Origin of the sequence: Gelidibacter japonicus, from assembly GCF_010725055.1 — a bacterium.
Lineage (GTDB): Bacteria > Bacteroidota > Bacteroidia > Flavobacteriales > Flavobacteriaceae > Gelidibacter > Gelidibacter japonicus.
Genome location: NZ_BJKB01000029.1, coordinates 1 through 20,278, shown reverse-complemented (window position 1 = coordinate 20,278; position 20,278 = coordinate 1). Strand labels below are relative to the sequence as shown.

Here is a 20,278-nt window from a genome sequence, read left to right as displayed (position 1 = left end):
AGAATCCATGCGTAAAAAACTAAAAAATAATCACTAAATTTAACCACAGATGAATCGATTTTGAGCACTTACTTTGCTATGCTCACTTTCATCCGCTGCGAGTGGCTCACTTTATCCGTCCTATCCAATTTTAGATTCAATCCCTGCTTTAATATCTAATTTATTATTACTTAAAAGCTTATACGTTCCTATATTGTTGAACGCAGAGAAGTTTTCAGAATTCACATCTTTACCAGTAGTAACTTGTTCCCAAATTTCAACTGCCTTTTCTTCATTACCCCTTTTTAAATACTCGATAGCAGTATTATCAACGGAACTTACATTTAAAAACCAAAACAATGAATAGTGTACCTTGTCTTGGTTTTGTTCAATTTTTGAGAATGCTTTATTTACATCTTCAAGTTCTTTTCGAGAAATTTTAGGTAAAAACTGAAAATCGAATTTTGAATCAGTCTCTTTTCCAACTCTCGCAAATGCTCTGATTTTTCCACTTTGCTTTTCAAGTTCCTTTGCAGTAGCATTCGACAGAATTCCCGCAATTCGATAGGGGTTATTTAGTATTAACTCCATATTTTTCGGTTGTTTTTGTATTTTCCAATAATGCAATTCATTTTAATTTGATTGTTGCGCTTCCCTTAATTTGTTCAATTTCTGCTCGAACGATAAAAAAACAGCTTCTCTATTTTTTATGTGTTCGCTTTCGTGCTAAAAAACCAAAAGTATTTGAAGGTGCAACTCTTCTTATTTAAAGACGCTTAAAACAAATGTTAGCGAATTTCATTTACAGATGTGACTCTTATTTTGTGCCTATTTAAGCTCAATTATCTTCAAACATATTATATTTTAACACAAACTCCTACATTTTATATTAACAAATTTTTAAGAACCTATATTTCTTGTCATGACCTCTTATCTAAACTCCTCTAATGGAGCATTCTTTTTAAGTTACTAATCTGATTTCATTCTTAATAATCAGAATTAACCTGTATTTCCTCTCTACCTACCTAAGGCACCATATTCACAATTGGTAATATCACTCCAGTAAATTAAAACCTCTCTCATTCTGAAACGTACACATAAGTGGTAAGAAATAGATATTTGCGGTCATTTGCCTGAGCGGTTTTCAACATTCGGGTTTAAAGGTTACAATGTATTGCGATGGAAATAGAATTTTTGGTAAAAAAGGTATCTAAAAATAGTTGTAGACCACATGTTTAATCCTTAAATTCATAATAAAATTCATGTGTTACGATATCAAAGCAACCATAGAAACACAACTAAAAAGAGCGCAAAGAAAGGGAGATGCACAAGCAGTGGACGAGATTATGGAAACTTTAATTCCATTAACGCATTTACCTATTTATCATAGCTCGGGTTTTTCACGCCCTGAGTTATTAATTTATACAGATCGTTCTCCTGATTTCCCTGAGGTGGCCAAATGGGGCCTGGTACCACATTGGGTAAGGAAAAAAGCGGATATGAAGAAGCAATGGAACAATACTTTAAATGCCAGAGGAGAAACCATTTTTAAATTAAACTCATTTAGAAAGGCAGCAAATGAAAGTCGTTGCCTTATTTATATCGATGGATTATATGAACACCATAATTTTGAGAAGCAGACCTATCCTTTTTATATTTTTAATAAAGACCACTCTCCTATCATATTAGCTGGTTTGTTTAATGAATGGATCAATCCTGAAACCATGGGGAAATTGCTCACCTTCTCAATAGTAACTACAACAGGAAATTAGCTTTTGTCCAAAATTCATAATAACCCAAAACTGAAAGAACCAATATAAACATTAACCGGAATAAAATTAAGATGAAGACTTCCTGCACGTATCAAGTTTGGTGCTTAGCGGAAACATAATTTAAAACATGTGACTTTAACTTTTCAAACTCTGTGCCTTAACGAACAGGAAAAACATAACACACCTAGCAATAAATATGAGTAAAATAGCATCAAAGACCTCTTGGAAAACCTATCCTATCATTAACCCAAAACGGATTGAAATAGATCTAGGTTTTACAGATGAGCATTTTTCAAAACTAATAAAAGGACTCATTCCTCAACAAATGGAAGACAAATGGTTTATTTATTATGAAAATGAATGGATTTACCTTCATCGCTCTTGGACAGGCTACGGAGTATACAAAACAAAGCTCAACAAAGAAGCTAATGGCTATTCAATAAAAGAGTTTTGGGCAGAAAGAAATCAGGAACGATATAGAAATGAAAACGATAATTCTGATATTGAAACTTTCTCATTTCTTATTGCAATGGGGCTGTTAGGAGTTGACGTAGGTGACATTTATTCAAACAGGAATACAAATTCGGAATCCAATATCATAGAAATTCGGCATTTTACAGAGTCAAAAGTTGATACTACTTATACAATTCAATCTGCTCTCTTTGGGGTTGCTATAGGAGATGCCCTTGGGGTTCCCTTTGAATTTAGTTCACGAGATAAAATGAAAACTAATCCCGCACAAGGAATGATTGGGTTTGGAACTTATAACCAGCCCAAAGGTACCTGGTCAGATGATAGTTCATTAACTTTTTGCTTAGCGGAGTCATTAATTGGTGGCTATAATCTTGAAGATATCTCCAAAAAATTCATCAAATGGAAACATGAGGCTTACTGGTCAGCAAGAGGAGAAGTATTCGATATCGGGACGACAACATCCATAGCGATTTCTCGGTTAAAACAAATAATTGAAACTGGAGATTTAGAAGAATTAAAGAGACAAAAATATTATGGGGATGAATTCGATAATGGCAATGGTTCATTGATGAGAATTATTCCCTTGTTATTTTACATAAAGGGAAAACCAATCAAGGAACAATTTGAAATAGTTTGGGAAATTTCAGCTTTAACACATAGACATATCAGAGCGGCTATGAGCTGCACAATATATTTGAAATTAGCAGAAAAACTACTGGAAGGAAAAGATAAAGAAACAGCTTATTCAGAAATGAGGATTGACATTTCAAAACTTTGGGATGAAATCGATTTTTCCGAATGTGAAAGGGAGCATTTTAAAAAACTCATCCAAAATGACATCAGAGAAACGGAATATGATGACCTAAAATCAGGAGGCTACGTCATAGAAGTACTTGAGTCAAGCATTTGGTTCTTTCTTAACTGCAAGACATTTGAAGAAACAATTTTGTCAATCATAAATATTGGTCATGATACCGATACATCTGCAGCAATAGCTGGTGGACTTGCTGGTTTATATTATGGCTATAAAGGAATCCCTTCAAGATGGATAGATCACATAGCTCGGAAAAATGATATTGACAACTTAGCAAAAGGACTCGCAATTAAATTGGATAGACGTTAATCCTGAATGGCAAAACCCGAAACGTCATAGGTTTATGGCACACTGACAAAAATGGCACAGTTTGAACCGAAATGCCTGGCACCATGAAACCGAAATCACTGGCACAAATCGAACCGAAGTAACCAGATAATTCTTATTTTTTTAAAATACGTAGAAATACGTATATGAATTCATACAAATTTTGTGTTAATTGTCCAGTAAAATGTTTATTAAAAATAATCCCATATTAAGTTAGGTTTTGGATCTTAAAAGATTATTTAATTAAAATAATATTGGATTTATGTATATATGTGAAGTAATACGTAAAAACAACAACCAGAAATGAAATTTAGAAACGAAATAGAAGTTTTTATAAAAGACTATGTTAAGGATTTAAATGAAGGAACTGCTTCCATTTTTGCAGGTGCTGGACTTTCCATTCCTGCTGGTTTTGTCAATTGGTCAGAATTAATGAGTGAAATTACTCAAGATTTAGGCTTGGATATTAATCAAGAAAAAGACCTTGTTTCGATTGCTCAATATCACGTCAATGAAAATCTTACGCGGTCAAAACTTAATAGAAAAATTTTAGAGGAATTTATTGAAGACGCAGAAGAAACGGAAAATCATAGAATTATTGCTCGCTTGCCAGTCTCATCTGTTTGGACGACAAATTATGATGAGCTAATTGAAAAAACATTTTTGAAAGAAAATAAGGTTGTTGATGTAAAATACAGAAACAATCAATTATTAACTACAAAGCCAAAAAGAGATTTGGTGATTTATAAAATGCACGGAGATGTTAATCATCCAGACCAAGCTATTTTAACCAAGCAAGAGTATGAGCAATATCATCAAACACACGAACCATTCATAAATGCTTTAAGTGGCGAATTAACAACTAAAACATTCTTGTTCATTGGTTTTAGCTTTACTGACCCAAATCTTGATTATGTTTTAAGCCGCTTGAATTTCAGATTCAGTAAAGATAAAAGACAACATTATTGTTTTATCAAAAAACACGAATTAGGAGATTCTATAAATCCAGACCAAGCTACTTTAGACTATAATAACAGGAGACAATCGCTTACTATAAATGATTTAAAACGATATGGTATAAAATCATTACTTATAGACAAATACAGCGACATTACAGATGTTTTAAAAGAAATAGAAAATAGGTATAAAAAACGAACAGTTTTTATTTCAGGAAGTGCGGTGACTTACTTACCACATAGTAAAAATGATGCTATTGGATTTGTACATAATTTATCAAAAATAATCATTGAAAATGATTATAGAATTGTTAATGGCTTTGGTTGGGGAATAGGTAGTTCAGTTATAAATGGTGCGTTGGAATCAATCCATAGTAATCCAAATAAATACTCTGAAAGTCAACTAATATTAAAGCCATTTCCTCAATTTGAAACTGGTTCAAAAAACTTGAAAGAGTTGTGGATCGATTATAGAGAAAAAATGATTTCTCAATGTGGTATTACTTTCTTCGTTTTTGGAAATAAGTTAGTTGAAGGTGAAATCGTTGAAGCCAATGGAGTAATTAGCGAATTTGAAATTGCTCATAAGAATGGATGTGTTTGTATTCCTATTGGATTGACAAAATCTGCATCTGAAACCATATTCTATATTATTTCGAAAGAACCTGAAAAATATTACGAAAACCCAGATTTAATAATGCCGATTCTTGAAGAATTAGCGGATGAAAAAACAACATTCGCTCAAGCTATCAAAACGATTAAAGCCTTATTAAAGACCTTGAAAAAATAACTATGGCGAGAGAAACATTTATCGCTTACAAATATAGCGAGGCTCAAGATTTAAGAGATGAAATAATTGAAAAACTAGGGGCAGATGCTAGTTACTATCAAGGAGAAACAGCTGAATCACCTGATATGACTGGGGAAACAATTGATAGAATCAAAAACGGATTAAAAGATATGATTTTTGGCACATCCGTAACCATTGTAATTATTTCACCAAATCTTAAACAAAGCAAATGGGTTGATTGGGAAATAGAATACTCATTAAAGGAATATAAAAGACAAACAACAACATCTAGGACAAATGGCATAGTTGGTGTAATTATGAAGTATAATGGAAGTTATGATTGGTTAATTAGTCGTAGTCAAAATTCAGATGGATGTACGACTAGATATATAGATAGTTCAAAATTATACGATATAGTGAATGGCAATCGATATAACTTAGAAACTGATGATAAATACTCTTGCAAAAATTGCAAATCATTTGACCAGTTAAATGGTTCATATATCGCATTAGTAGAAGAAGAAAGCTTTTTGGTTAATCCTTCTCACTACATAGAAAACGCATACGACAAAAGAAATGCGACAGAAAACTACAATTTAAAAAAGCAAAGATAGAATTACTCCTGCGAACAATGTGCCTTAACGAACATGTAAAAAAAATCCATTAACTAAATGAAAATCGAAATAAACAATCAAATTATTGAATTCGACAAAATTGAATTGAATATTCGAGAACGCAATCTTGAAAATGTTTTTAAAGTCAATAAAAAAACTTTAGGATACAAATTAGATAAGGCGATAGATAATCCTAAAAATTGTTTACATAGAATTGCTATCGACCAAAAAGAAAAATATGTAGATCTTTTAAATCTTAATTTTGGAGAATTTCTTATAAAACTAAAAAATAATAGAAATCAAGATTATTTACTCTATCTTAATAAATATGGCGATAAAAAATATTGTTTCTTCAAAATCGACAAACATTTAAAAGAAAAAGGAATTTATTGTTTTATAGTTGACGACGAAATAGTTTATTTAAGAAGAAGCAAAAAAACATTTAAGGAAAGAATTAATGAATATGGCAGAATTACGGCTTACAATTGTTTAAAGGACGGTCAAGCAACTAATTGTAATATTAATACAAAAATAAATGACTACAAACAAGTATTCGTCGGATTTCATTTAATGAGTCGAGCTTCAAATGAAGAAATTACCGAATTAGAAAGATCGATAATTAGAAATCAATTGGAAAACACCGATTTATGGAATATTCAAAGAAATTAAACACTACTGTCAACAAAGATGTGTATAATTAATGGCTAGTTCTCGCCTACTTACTAAAAACCTCGCGGATTTTTCTATACGGTTTATATATGTTAAATTAGGTGCTTAATTATACAACAGACCATAAGCAAGACCACTAGTTATATTTCCGGAAAAGACATTTAAAGATACTACCAACTATAATGGAATGACACCAACACCCGAACAAGAAAAGATCTACAATTTCATTAAGTTGGATTCGAATCACGGTATTATCGATGCAGTTGCTGGTTCTGGAAAAACGACAACTATTATTGAAAGTATAGGATTTGTCGAAAAAGATAAAACATTACTATTTTGTGCATTTAATAAAAGCATAAGAGATGAAATTCAAGACAGAATTTCAAAAAAAGGGAATGACAATGTTGTAGTGAAAAACTTACACCAACTTGGGTATGAGATACTAAAATCAAACACGGAGCTTCCTTATAATGTCAAACCTCTAAAGTACAAGTATCTGATTGCCAGATCAGTTGAAAGTTACAATAAGAAGGCATTCTTCCAATATTTGAAATTATATGACATAAGTACTGATCCAGAAAACAGTTTTGAAAAAGGCCAACTGAATAATTATTTTAACTCGTTTAAAAGTAAACTTCTTGATTCACTTGACAAGTTTAGGCTCACATTAGCAAAAAATGATTTTCTAAAATTTAAAGAAATGGTAATCCATTTTAATATCATTGATGCAAGTAAAACCAACGAAAAAATACTTGATGAAGTTATTGGTATACTTTTTAAGGCAACAGAACAGCTTTTAGAAGAAGGGAATAAAATCGCAAAGAGTCATAATTATATAGACTTAACGGATATGTTATACTTACCCAAAGTATTCGAACTTTACCCAATCAAGAAATATGATTTACTCTTTGTAGACGAATGCCAAGACTTGTCAAAAGCTCAATTGGCTGTCGCTTTAAAATATGTGAAAAAATCTGGTCGTGTTATTGCCGTTGGCGACCCTTACCAATCAATATATGGATTTACTGGAGCAGACATTGAATCTTTCAGTCGTTTTGAAAACTTACTAAAAAACCATAACAAACTAACATTATCATTTTGCTTCAGGTGCCCAAATAATGTTATCGAATATGCACAAAATTTTAGATCAGATATAAAACCTTATAAGGACAAAGAAGGAGTAATTGAAAAGCTAGAATTTAATCAAGTTATTAGAACTGCCAAAGACGGAGATTTGATAATCAGTCGGACTAAAGCACCTTTAACGACACTACTATTTAGTTTACTTGAAAATAATAGAAAAGTTAATATCCATCAAGATGACGTGAAAGACTTATTCAATGAACTTCGTTTTCTATTTTCTAAACAAGAATTAAATACGCGAAATGTTTTTAAAAATGGTTATGATTTCTTTGAAAAAGTCAAAGAAAGAAACATCTATTTTGTTGAGAAAAAGGCAAGTAAAATGTCTAATAACTCATCAAAAGAAGAATTTATCAAAGAAGAAACGGAATATATTGAAAGAAGAATTAACTTTTTACAAAGACAGGCTTCTATTCATTTAGACGTGTTAACAATGAATGAATTAGTCAAACGAATTGAAGGTTTAGTAACAGAAAGTGAAGATGCGATTAAACTTTCCACAATTCACAAAGCCAAAGGACTTGAAAACAACAGGGTTTTCATTTTAGATTACGATAAATTACCAATGAAAAAAGATAATCATAAACCTTGGGAAACTGTTCAAGAAAACAACTTAAAGTATGTTGCACTAACCAGAGCAAAAGAATCTTTATTTTTAGTCAATTCAATTAAAGAAGATGTTGAAAAAGATGAAGGAAATTTATTTGACGAATTAGATGATATCTGGTAAAGAACCATGGCTAACATACTAAGTACTGTGCTAAAAAACAAGTAAATATCCATTAACTTTTCACTTAAGTGCTTGCGTGAGCATCATCATAAATTAGTCCTGATTCTGCAATAGCACTAGCCTATTTTAGCAACTTAATAAAGATTGATTTAAGCAGATTTTAGGACGATATGACAAAAAACCCCTCCCTCTCAAAACTCCGCAAGATCCGCTCCCCTATTCCCTGATCCAATTTATTATCTGCATCCAAAACATTCATTTTTAAAATACCACAAGAATGGTCAGGAAAATGAAATTCCCGATGGAATACATTAGTTTGATGGGTACCAGGATATAAAAGAATTGAGAATTTAGATTCCCAATGATCGTTGTAGACGTACATCTGTCTCAGATCGTTGGTTGAGGGCTTATTACCTTCAATTTGCTTCCATTTGGTATCAATTACAATTTGGGTTTCATTGTTTTGTTTAATGACGATATCTGGGCGTAAGCTTATGCTACCCCAAAAGGTCTTAGATTGTTGCCCTTCTACTTTGTATGGCGTGTTTACGCAGGCTTTCCTCAATTGAATAAGAATATACTCCTCCCATAGACTATTCATGTCGAAGAGCAGTGCTATCATCCGTTCAGAACCAGAGGAAATATTGGGCGCATAATTCAAAATGATCAAGCGTGCAATTTCCAAAGCCTTTTTGTAGGGTTCACTTTTACGGTTGAGTTTTAGTTTATCAAAAGTACTTGCCGTGCACCGCATATCGGAGACCTCTGGGAAGTCCAATTGGACCCGTTTACATTTATGATAGAGATAGCTGCCTTTAGAAAGTTGTTCGATAATGAGGAGCGCTTGATCTAAAATTTGATGTAATTGATGGTTCTTATCATAGATCTGATGGGTGGTATAAAATCGTTCCTTGTGAATCAAATTCTTGGAGATGTGACCTGCGAATTCCATTTTTCCTTTTAAGGCGGTGACGTTTTTGGTTTCTTTATAATATTTTTTGATTAAGCCTTGACGGATGAGTGTTTCCACTTCTCGAAGAAACCAATCGAAGTAAATATCCAACAGATGGATATTCTGCTTATTCACATTGGCCTCTCCTACTTGATTAACCCGAAGTTTTTTTGTAGCCCGGAGCATATCGATAAGCACATTGCGCCAGACTGTGGAATCTGCGGAAGTTTTGTCTGCTTTTGGCAAAATTTCTATGGTCAAGGTATCCATCTGTACCACCCCCACATATTGTGAAAACTTAATGCCTTTGTGAACTAAAGTAAAATACTTATTGTCATGCAGCATATTGAGCTTTGCCAAAGCTTCAAAATGCTTTTGGGTAAAAGCCACGCCATCCGACTTCTTACCATAGTAAAGCGTTTGATGTTCATAAACTTGGATGACCTTAGTTTGCATTTCGATTTAAAAGAATGGTGATGGCGTCTTCAATATTATCAATAACGTCAATTAATTTGCAGAGTGTTACGTTGTCAGGCTCAACTATACCGTCAAACGCTGGGAACTCTATAGCGTGATTGGTTTTAACCTCTACGAACCCAGCACCTAAAATCAGAGCAATTTTTTCGTAGTCATGATAAAAGTACTCCTGTAATAAGGGAATTACTTTATTCTTAAAGACATCTTCCAGTGCTTTGGTATCGCCACTCTTTACATTCATAAAATACGAATGGCCAATGGTATGGTCTCTATCCAATAATAACTCAACACGTTCATTAATGGTCTGTAAAACTTCTTTCAAATTGAAACCGTTAAACTCAATATCTTCAAGCAAGGAAGGATTTGGCATAATTTCCTTAAAGCTAAAGCGTCGTCGTAACGCAGTATCTAACGCTTCCACAGAGCGATCAGCTGTATTCATCGTGCCATAAATGTCCACATTGCTCGGCACTCCAAAATCGGTTTTAGAATATGGCAACCTCACTTTAATTTCGTTATCAGCACCGAGACGTTTATCTGGTTCTATTAGCGTTATCAATTCTCCAAATATGGCAGACACATTGCCTCTATTGATTTCGTCTATAAAAATTGCATAGCGATTAGTAGGGTCATTTTGTGCCCTTAAACACAGGTCTTTAAATACACCATTTTCAATTTGATAACTCAATTCGTTGTTTTCAGCTTCAGTATTTAATTTAGGTTTGATACCTTCCACAAAGTCTTCGTATGAAAATGATTGATGAAAAGTAGTAAACACATAATGCTTTATCTCTTTCTGTGGATTTGCCTCAAAATTATTAACTGATTCTAAAATATCATAGAGTTCAGGCGATTGTTCCTGGAGTTCGCTTTCCATTAAACTCCATGATTTATCTTCGTTTTTATCAAAAATAAGAGGTACCTGCCTTTGTGCGTAAGCCACAGTCGTCGATTCATGAACAGTATGCATCTGTAGATTTCCCCAGAGCGTAGCTCTCACGTTTTTAGATTCAGACATGTTAGCTTTTGCTGCCACCCACCTGTTTTTCAAAAGATCATTCACCCTTGAAGTTCCTCCTTCAATTAAAGCCAAGGCTATGACTTGCCACCACGTTAATTCCCTTACCGTTTCTTCAAAAAAGGTCTCTTTTGTAACAGATGATTCTTCCAATGTATAACTTGGAAAATACGCCTTCCTTAACTCGTATGTTTTTCCTGTTCCAGGAGGACCATACAAGATTTTATTAATGGAAAATTGTGGATTAAATACATTCATTTCCGTAGTAATATTTAAGTTGTATTCTGAAGTATTTAAAATATGATTTCGGTATTCCTTGTCGAATATCGCTTTTCTATAAGCTAAATTATTATGCTCGGTAAAACTGGATTTCTTTGTTCGATTCAGCTCGTTTTCTATGGCATCAATGGCACTGTTTTGATTTTCGAGTGCAAAGGCGTAGTCATCGAAATAATTATAAAATGGCTGTTCTCCTTTACCTTCATAAGCTTCAGATGTTTTTGAAGTGCGAAGTTTCGTTATTAGTCCATATCTACCCCTATTCGATTTTAAGTTATATAAATTCCAGCAATAACGTTGACCAATCGTAAGGTTTAACTGTTTATTGGATGTCCCTGTAACTACACGGGCATCGTCTGGTTGGATGTCAAAATTTGTTATAATCAAATCCAAAAACTCAAAAAAGTTTAGGACGTCTTGTTTCTCGTGGGATTGAATAACTTCAAGGAATTCTTTCTCACCTTCCAGTTTAAGATTTTTACGTGAGCCTATTATTTTCAGTAAGCTGTTATATTCTTCTTCAGTCGCGCTAAAGTTTGTACCCTGATTTCCTGCTTTAAAATTTGAAAAAATTGGGTTGTTTTTTAATTCCTTCCATAAAATAGGATGGTCTGCAAGGTTTTCTTCGATCTTTATTTTAACTCTCTCAGTTTTATTACCGCCATTGTTATTTACATAATATTGTTGTTCAAATCGCTCCTCCTCAAACACATCAACATCTGAAGTCACTTCGGCGAGAGCGTAACAGCCTGCCTCATCACCGGTTTGCCAAATAATTATCTTGTCGCCAATTTCTATCTTTTCTCTATGTGCAGCGATTTTCCAACTTTTCAAATGATCATTATTTAAAGCATTGGTTATGTTGTAGATAGTAGGATTGCCTTGGAATATCCAATAGTTAGGGGATCTTTCTTGTTCTAACGTTTGATATAAAATATCCTGTGCTACCAACAAGTTATTGCCACCATCATAATACTCTGGAATCAAAGTATTAACCAATTCTATTAATTCCTTATCCTGGGTTATAAAATCGTCTACTAACATGTGGACCAAGTCCATATAATGATTGTACTTTTCGCCCTTTCCTTTCGCTTTTAATCCTAAAAGCTTACAAAATTTTTGATAATAACTATCTTTGTAAAAAGTATATTCATCAGGATATTGGAGGGTTAAATAAACAGAAGTTGCACGTTCGTCTTGGTGGTGTCCATGCTCACCATTTAATTCACGGTAAAGCCTCAAAACATCTTGATCCCACAATTGAATCCGCTGATTCAAACTAACCGATTTATCAAATAGAGCTATAAATAATTTCCTTAACGCTTCAGGTCTTTCAGTAACTATATGATTTAATACAGCTCCAGATAACCGATACATCAAATTGTTCCATTTGATATTTTTTATTTCCTCTTGAAAATTGGTAGCATTGACATTGGGCCTACCTTGATATTCTGAAATATATTCCCACTTATACCTCTCATCGTTTAACTTGTTAGTTTTTATTTTATTTTTATAGGAGGCAATTAAGGCGTATATGATCTTATTCTTATTTGTTGATTTTTCAAAAAGTGATTCCAAAAATTTAAAGTAGTGATTCTTTCCAATAACTGCCTTTGGAATACCATTGCTATGAAAGGTGTCGTATTTCACAAAGTCTGGGTTATTCGCCCTTTCTTTTTTACTTGTTTTATGTCTCAGAAAATCAATAATTTGTTTTGTGTTTCCATTTTCTACAACAAAAATATTACGTTCAGGAAAGAACTCATTGATCTCTCTTAAACGTTCTCGGGTTTGAGAAACAGACCTACCAAGATATTGCCTATAAGAATCCGGCACTGTTTTTTGTAGCCATGTTGCAAATGATTCTTCTACGTTTTTGATTTGATTCATGGGTTAGATATATTTTTTGTGAACTATATTTATTCTTTGAACAACCTTATAATCCTGTATCATTATTTAATTCCAATAATCTTGAGTATATTTTCGACTTACATGGCCAATGTTACAGTTTCTAACCTTTTAATGTATTTTCAACCCTACCTTTCTTAATTTCGATTCTAAATTCTCATCTAAATTTTCTATATCTTCATCATTAAGTTCAATTAAAGTAAAATCATTCTCAGCATATATCTCAAGTTTTCTTTGTTTCCGTTTTAAATATTTTTCATCATTTTCCATTCCCCAATATTCCACATAAATCTTATTTGCTGGCAAATAGAAATCACAATACATTACCTCATCAATATTTAATTTCTTTTCATAGGCATGCACAATGCCATTTCTATAAAAGAAGTTGTCAATTAATAATTCTGCCCTAGACCTAACATAATGGCCGTCCGAGGTTCGTTTATCTGCTGGGAATTTTTTGCGAATATCAATGACTTCGTTGGTGGTCTCTATTATTTCTTTATCTTCATCTAACTCACCCTCACCAATACTTATAATTCTAACCAAGTGTTTATTTTGGAGAACTTCATTCTTCCATAGTGCATAAGGAACGCCATTATTCATCTCCATTTGATGACCTCCATTTTTTTTGCCAGAACTCGTGAGGATCCAGCCATCCCTGTCTCTCTCAATCCATCCTAAATCGGAAAAATATAAGTTAACTTTTCGATTGGATATTTTAAAAGCCTCTCCAATCTTAGTGGCATTCAGTAAGGTTTTAGAATCGATTTCTTGTTCAATATTTAAGTTTGAAGGCCAAACAACATATTCTCCAAACTTCGGATTATACTTTGTGTCTCCTCCGGCCATTCTGCCATCTTTAGTTAGTAGCCACTGGTTATCTTTCCTATAGATCCAACCTTTGGTTTTCAGTGTTTCAAATAATTCTTTTGATTCCAATCCTTTAGCTCTAGATAAAGCTGATGTAGATAAATACTTCATTCTAAAAATTTAAATTTGGGGGTAATAATTTTTATTAATAATACTCTTTTATATAAGCATAAGCCCTGTCAAACAAGATCTGATCCTTATGCAGTTTGTACTTTAAAAGTGCCTTACGTAACGACTTTTGAACTTCACGCTCTCCAGAACTTGTTATTTGCCAACCCGGAAAACGAACAATCCGCACAATGGCATCTATATCTGAAACAATACGTTCTACTACGGCTGGTGTTTGGTCGGTTTTAAGCTCTAAGAACAATTCGGTCAATGCTGCTTTTGGTGTTCTTTCTACAAGAAGTTCTTCAAGCTCCTTCTCTGCCTCTACAGTTTGTTTGGCCAGTTTACAAAGTTCCTTAATAAATTCTATTGAAGTAATTAAGCCTTGTTCGGCTTGATTTCTTAAATCTTCAAGACGTTCACTTAGTGATTTAAATTTTGGATTTCCCGCGAATTTCTTGAAACGCTTTATTAATATCTTTTCAAGTTTTTTAACGCTCTGTGGATCTGGGTTGTTAAATATATCTTCAATAATATCTGCATCTAACCTGAATTCTTCAAGCTGATGCACCTCTCCCACATGAATGTTATCGTGAATCAACTTTGTGGTTTGTGCACCCAATGAAAACCAAAGCAATTTTCCTATATTATCCGAAGCAGGTCTTACGGATTCAAAGACTTGACTTAGCCATTTATAATCCTCCTGATAGCTATTTAAAACCTTATCCGGTGATAGTGACTCCCATAAATTGGAAAGAAATTTATAATCACTGGCAAAAGCATCCTTCTTTTTGTTATCACCTATTGCATTCTGCGCAAGTTCCAATCCTTCAAAGCCACCTATGGTCTTATCAACACCTTCAAAATGTGACAAAGCATCTTTCATGGCATTAGGTAATTTCTCTCTTAATTCTGATAGATTCGTAATAACAGTTTTAATACTTTCCTCATCAAATTGTAAAGCTTTGGCTGCATCATCAAACACTCCAAAATAATCTACGATGCGACCAAAAGACTTCCCTTTGTACAGACGGTTCGTTCTACAGATGGCTTGTAATAGCGTATGGTCCTTAATTGATTTATCTAAATACATGGTCTGCAAAATAGGCGCATCAAAACCTGTCAATAATTTTGCGGTAACGATTATAAACTTTAAATCACCCAATGAGTTATTAAATTCGTCTACAATTTTTTCTTGTTGCCCTTTATCTACAGCCCACTTTTGTTTAAACTCTAAAGGATCATTTGCTGACGTTGAAATCACGACGCGACTGGCTTCTACCGGGAAGTAGTTATCCAATTCCTCTTTGTATTGCACGCAAGCATATCTATCTGGTGTAACAATCATGGCTTTAAAACCATGTGGTCCCACTTTTTCCTTGAAATGAATAGCGATGTCCTTGACGATTTTAGCAACGCGTTCTGGCGACTTTAAGAACGCCGACATCTTTGCCGATTTCTTATTTAAGGCATCCGCTTCTTCATCTGTTAATGCTGATGCTTCTTTAAATTCCTCAAAAGCTTTATCGATCGTTTCTTTATCCACATGCACATCTACCAAGCGCGGTTCAAAATGTAATGGTAAAGTAGCATTATCTCTAATAGAGTCATGAAAGGTATAGCGCGACATATAACCACCTTTGTCCTCTTCAGCACCAAATGCCCAAAAGGTGTTCTTATCTGCTTTGTTGACTGGTGTTCCTGTTAATCCAAATAGAAAGGCATTCGGTAATGCAGCCCTCATTTGTCGACCTAAATCTCCTTCTTGCGTTCTATGAGCTTCATCCACTAAAACAATAATGTTATCTCTGGTGTTCATATTAGGTTTTGCGTCCCTGAACTTATGAATCATAGAAATGATAATCTTTCTAGTATCATTTTCTAAAAGTTTCTGAAGTTCTTTAATACTTTCTGTTGTTTCTACATTAGAAATATCAGCTGCATTAAATGTTCCTGTAATTTGGGTATCTAAGTCTGTCCGATCTACTAAGACAATAACCGTAGGACTTTTCAAGTCTTTTTCGCGCCTCAATTTTTGAGCGGCAAAAACCATTAATAACGATTTACCAGATCCTTGAAAATGCCAAATCAAACCTTTTTTAATTTTACCCTCTTTAACACGTTCGACAATTTTGTTGGCACCTTCATATTGTTGAAAACGTGGAATGATTTTAATACGTTGCTTCTTATTATCAGTGGTGAAAAGTGAAAAATTCAAGAGTATATCCAACAAACGTCTGGGATGCATTAAATCTGATAGCTCTTTGCCGATCTCGCCAAGGCCTAAACGTTTGGCAATGGCATCCTCATCATTCTCTAAGCGCCATGGTGCCCAAAACTCTAAAGGCGTTCTAATACCTCCATAATACAGTTCTTTGCCTTCTGTAGCAAAGGATAAGATGTTAGGAACAAATACTTGCGACACAGCATTCTCATAAATATGGTGGACTTCATGAGCACCATCCATCCAACTCACAGAAGGTCTAATAGGTGTTTTTGCTTCTCCTATAACTACTGGGATTCCGTTTATAAATAAGACAATATCCGGAATTTTAGTCTCTCTGTGATGAATTCTTAGTTGAGAAGTGGCAACAAAACTATTGTTCTTTAATTCTTCAAAATCGATTAACCTTACTGGCACATGCCGGTTGTTTTCTCCAAAAGGCATAGTTTTATCGCCTTGTAGCCATTTAAAAAACTCTTCATTGGCACGCACCAATCCAACTTGATGCACGGAAATTAAAATAGCACGTAACTTGTAAATCACTTCATCAGCTAAGTCTGGGTTTTGTATGATTTCAGGATTTAGCCGAATTAAGGCTTCTTTTAATTCTGATTCAATCAATACCTCATTTACAGAGCGTTGTAATTCTTGGGCAGATTTATAGTTCCAAAACCTCGGATACGATGTTGCATCTTCTGATACGACATTAGAATTTAAATTAACACCCGTAAGTTGTTTGATGATGTAGTTTTCTACACTGTTTAGTTCGTTGAAGGCCATTCTTTAAATCTTTAATGTATAAATTTATCCTTTACATATTTTGAAAAATCAAACCCATTCCCACCAGACTTCACATCTTTTAAATATTTAAAACTTGGATCTGCAGAAATCTCCAAGTCTACGGCGTTTTTATCTTCTCGTATCCTGAATGGAAGTCCATTGGCAAACCCTTTTGGTAATTTTATCCAAATGGTGCTATCCGTCATATTTAATAAAAGATGGACATCATTGACAAATTTTGATACATGAACATTAAACCACCAGACCTCTTTAGATTTATTAATCTTGGAATATGACGTATTTGAGTTGTTGAGCCCCGCATTAAAACGTTCGTTAATTATTGCAATACCTTGAGATTTTGTTTTCATAGATTATTCCATTTATTCCATATTGAAATTACCCTCCTTTTCGATATAAAACTTTTTCCCTATTTTTCTATTATTTGCATCACCAGCTAATAGTATTTTATATTTATATGGACCTCTATACATAACTAAAATACCTGATTAATTAAACTCTTTTGTAAGGCTTTGGAGCTGGAGATTTTTGATTTAGCTTGTTCTATATTAAAATCCTGAAGTTCGCATTTTTTCAATAAATAACTTTGTTCAGAAGGCTCTATTAAGGGGATTTTTATTTGTTCAATTATTGGTTTACGCAATGAGTTTACAGTTGAACCAACAGATTTTTGAATTAACTCTGCAACTTTATCTTGAATAATATCTCGATAAAGTTTTAAATTAATATTGAATTTATTTTTATTGGACAAAATATATGTTCTCTGGTGTACATTAAATTTACCTTTAAAATATTTTATTTGAAAATTACCTTCACCTGGTAAAATGAGAGCTTCTTGGTCATAATCAAAAGTGTCAATTCGTTGAGTTTCAATTGAACGAGTAAAAAAAGGATATTGTCCTTTTTCAATTGAATCTTGAGCATTCTTACTTCCTGTTTTAATATCAAATAATTCACCAATTGATACAATAACATAGTTCTCCTCTATTGATTTTTCAAAAATCTCACTTTTGATAAATGATAGTTTAAAAGTTTCCAAATTTTCCAAAACATTATTCTCCCCCTCAATCACCTCATCCATAGCCCAAAGTAATTCAGCAAGTTTGGCTTGTTGGTCTTTTGGTGGGAGGAGGAATTTGTAGTTGGCCTGATCTTTAAACTTTACACGTGGTGACAAACCACCTGCTGAATGTTTAATGGCATAATCGAAAAATTTGTCGTTTTGAACTATAAATGGTAGTAATTCTGGAATTAAATTATCCTTTGCTCTCAAAACAGTTATATCTCCTGAGCAAATACCACTAAACTTAGCTTGTGCCGCTTTTTTTAAATATGCTCTACGCCTTCCAAATAATACATCACCTGCCGCAAATCGTTTTGAAAATGTTGTAGAAGTATCAAGATTTGCCGAATGACGTAAATGGATATCTTCAGATTCAATATGCTCAAGTCCAACTACATGCTTAATGCCATCTGCTTTTGGGTCTTTAGATGATTCTTTAGGCTCAAAGACTATATCGCCAAATTTAACTGGAGTCCAATCACTCTTATCTATTGATATTTGTTCACTTATCATCGTCTCCATTAATTTTGCAATATTTTAAATAATTCATCCATCGATGATTTCAGATTACTTCCTGATTTGTTCCAATTATCATATGCTTGCTCAAAGGATAAAATTTCGCTTCCTTCTTCTTTTTCAGGTTGTACATAAAGACTAATATTCATATTACCTTTATAAGCAAGTACATCTTCCGCACTTACCAAGACTGAAAAGTTCTTTTGGCTTTCATAGTTTTTAAAGGCATTAAATATTTTATTGATATGCTTTTCTTCTAAGAAAGAAATAGCCTTGTCCTGTTTCACTTCGTTAACAGCATTGATAAATAATATTTTACCTTTTCTGTCTTCACTTTTATTAGTTCTTGTAATTAACAAACACGCTTCCATAGGGGAGTTGTAAAACAAATTTGGACCTAAACCAATGACACATTCTACCAAATCTTCCTGAATCATTTTTCTTCGCATGTCGGCTTCAGCATCTCTAAACAAAATACCGTGAGGCCATAATGAAATGGAACGTCCATTTTCAGCATCCAAACTCTTTTGGATGTGTTGCTGAAACGCATAATCGGCACAACCTTGTGGTGGCGTTCCCCAAAGATTACGTCCAAAAGGATCGTTGGTAAATGCTTTTTGATCCCAAGCTTTTATAGAGTATGGTGGATTAGCTAATATGACATTAAAGGTTTTCAACGTATCGTTTTCTAAAAAGGCTGGTTGTGACAAGGTATCACCACGTACAATACTAAACTCCTCGATGCCGTGCATAAACATGTTCATACGTGCAATGGCAGAGGTGATCAGGTTTATTTCTTGTCCGTATAATTTTAAAGTGCGGTATTCCTTGCCTTCATCACGTAAATGCAAAGCGCAGTTTAATAATAAACCCCCAGAACCACAGGTAGGGTCGTACACGCTTTCTCCTGGTTGTGGGTCCATAATCATGGTCATCAACTTCACAACCGTTCTGTTGGTATAAAACTCTGCTGCAGTATGGCCAGAATCGTCCGCAAATTCTTTTATGAGGTATTCGTAAGCGTTTCCTAATTGGTCATCAGGAACATTGGCTTGATTAAGTTTGTGTTGCGAGTAATGTTCTATAAGGTTGGTCAATGTTTCATCACTCAATCTGTTTTTATTGGTCCAAGACGCATCACCAAAAATACCATAGAGGGTTTCTGGGTTTGCTTTTTCGATGTCTCGCATGGCATCTTGGATAGCAATACCCACATTTACTGTGGTTTCTCGAACTTTATTCCAATGTGCATTTTCTGGAACCACAAAATGATGATTTTCAGCAAAGGCGGCGTATTCCAAATCGCCATCACTCACTTCAAGTGCTTTTTCAAATTCCTCATCATACACATCGCAGATGCGTTTAAAAAACAATAACGGGAAGATGTATTGTTTATAATCGCCTGCATCTATCGTTCCACGTAGTTGGGTTGCTGCTCCCCAGAGGTATTTTTCTAATTCTTTTTGGGTCATTTTTTATAGTCGATCGGTTAAATACTGTTTGCCTTTTTCTGTCAATATATATTTTTGGTTGGGTGAACTTGGTGTCTCTGGTAGTGTCATGTTTACAAACCCTACTTCCTGCAATGGCAGTAGGTAATTTTCTCTAAACGTCTGTCTCTTGGAATAGTTCATTCTTCCCATTAAATCTTCTAATGTTATAGGTTCAATCACTAGTGTCCCATTAAAATCGGGACGTTTTAAAAATTAAATAAATTTGGCCCATTAAGGCTATCTCGTTCTTTGTCATTTTGAAATTTAGTTTTGCTGAAAAGTTCTCTGAGATTCGTTTTATCAG

At 33.8% G+C, this 20,278-nt stretch carries 15 protein-coding genes; 6 read left to right on the top strand and 9 right to left on the bottom strand.

Going from position 1 to position 20,278, the window contains the following annotated elements; genetic code table 11:
• Positions 1–120: 120 nt before the first annotated feature.
• Positions 121–570 carry a hypothetical protein gene (locus G6N06_RS18895; RefSeq protein ID WP_163518260.1) on the bottom strand — a complete coding sequence of 150 codons (450 nt, stop codon included), beginning with the start codon at positions 568–570 and terminating at the stop codon, positions 121–123.
• 671 nt (positions 571–1,241) lie between these two features.
• Here G6N06_RS18895 and G6N06_RS18890 point away from each other — a divergent pair.
• The 6 genes from G6N06_RS18890 (at position 1,242) to G6N06_RS18865 (ending at position 8,268) form a co-directional block, all read left to right on the top strand.
• On the top strand, positions 1,242–1,751 hold the full coding sequence (locus G6N06_RS18890) for an SOS response-associated peptidase (RefSeq protein ID WP_163518259.1): 510 nt from the start codon (positions 1,242–1,244) through the stop codon (positions 1,749–1,751).
• A 196-nt stretch (positions 1,752–1,947) separates the two neighbouring features.
• Positions 1,948–3,348 carry an ADP-ribosylglycohydrolase family protein gene (locus G6N06_RS18885; protein ID WP_205334807.1) on the top strand — a complete coding sequence of 467 codons (1,401 nt, stop codon included), beginning with the start codon at positions 1,948–1,950 and terminating at the stop codon, positions 3,346–3,348.
• Between the two features lie 321 nt (positions 3,349–3,669).
• Positions 3,670–5,112: an SIR2 family protein gene (locus G6N06_RS18880; RefSeq protein ID WP_163518258.1), complete on the top strand. Its 1,443-nt coding sequence runs from the start codon at positions 3,670–3,672 to the stop codon at positions 5,110–5,112.
• 2 nt (positions 5,113–5,114) lie between these two features.
• The gene (locus tag G6N06_RS18875) at positions 5,115–5,726 is read left to right on the top strand and encodes a TIR domain-containing protein (RefSeq protein WP_163518257.1); all 612 of its coding nucleotides are present in this window, start codon (positions 5,115–5,117) and stop codon (positions 5,724–5,726) included.
• A 57-nt stretch (positions 5,727–5,783) separates the two neighbouring features.
• Positions 5,784–6,395, top strand: a complete 612-nt coding sequence (locus G6N06_RS18870) for a GIY-YIG nuclease family protein (RefSeq protein ID WP_163518256.1) — start codon at positions 5,784–5,786, stop codon at positions 6,393–6,395.
• Positions 6,396–6,582: 187 nt separating this feature from the next.
• Positions 6,583–8,268 (top strand): UvrD-helicase domain-containing protein, encoded by a 1,686-nt coding sequence (locus G6N06_RS18865; RefSeq protein ID WP_163518255.1) that lies wholly within the window; start codon positions 6,583–6,585, stop codon positions 8,266–8,268.
• Positions 8,269–8,428: 160 nt separating this feature from the next.
• Here G6N06_RS18865 and G6N06_RS18860 read toward each other — a convergent pair whose 3' ends face one another.
• From G6N06_RS18860 to G6N06_RS18825, 8 genes are all read right to left on the bottom strand, one after another.
• Positions 8,429–9,676, bottom strand: coding sequence for an McrC family protein (locus G6N06_RS18860; RefSeq protein WP_163518254.1), 1,248 nt, complete (start codon positions 9,674–9,676; stop codon positions 8,429–8,431).
• Entirely contained in the window at positions 9,666–12,884 is a 3,219-nt protein-coding gene (locus tag G6N06_RS18855; RefSeq protein WP_163518253.1) for an EVE domain-containing protein, read from the bottom strand. Before G6N06_RS18855 ends, G6N06_RS18860 begins: the two co-directional genes overlap by 11 nt.
• Positions 12,885–13,013: 129 nt before the next feature.
• Positions 13,014–13,883 carry a hypothetical protein gene (locus tag G6N06_RS18850; protein WP_240338111.1) on the bottom strand — a complete coding sequence of 290 codons (870 nt, stop codon included), beginning with the start codon at positions 13,881–13,883 and terminating at the stop codon, positions 13,014–13,016.
• Between the two features lie 34 nt (positions 13,884–13,917).
• Positions 13,918–16,884 (bottom strand): type I restriction endonuclease subunit R, encoded by a 2,967-nt coding sequence (locus G6N06_RS18845; RefSeq protein ID WP_163518252.1) that lies wholly within the window; start codon positions 16,882–16,884, stop codon positions 13,918–13,920.
• 11 nt (positions 16,885–16,895) lie between these two features.
• Positions 16,896–17,252 (bottom strand): hypothetical protein, encoded by a 357-nt coding sequence (locus G6N06_RS18840; protein WP_163518251.1) that lies wholly within the window; start codon positions 17,250–17,252, stop codon positions 16,896–16,898.
• Between the two features lie 125 nt (positions 17,253–17,377).
• Positions 17,378–18,478: a restriction endonuclease subunit S gene (locus G6N06_RS18835; RefSeq protein ID WP_205334806.1), complete on the bottom strand. Its 1,101-nt coding sequence runs from the start codon at positions 18,476–18,478 to the stop codon at positions 17,378–17,380.
• 8 nt (positions 18,479–18,486) lie between these two features.
• Entirely contained in the window at positions 18,487–19,953 is a 1,467-nt protein-coding gene (locus G6N06_RS18830) for a type I restriction-modification system subunit M (protein ID WP_163518249.1), read from the bottom strand.
• Between the two features lie 3 nt (positions 19,954–19,956).
• On the bottom strand, positions 19,957–20,154 hold the full coding sequence (locus G6N06_RS18825) for a Fic family protein (protein WP_163518248.1): 198 nt from the start codon (positions 20,152–20,154) through the stop codon (positions 19,957–19,959).
• Positions 20,155–20,278 lie beyond the last annotated feature (124 nt).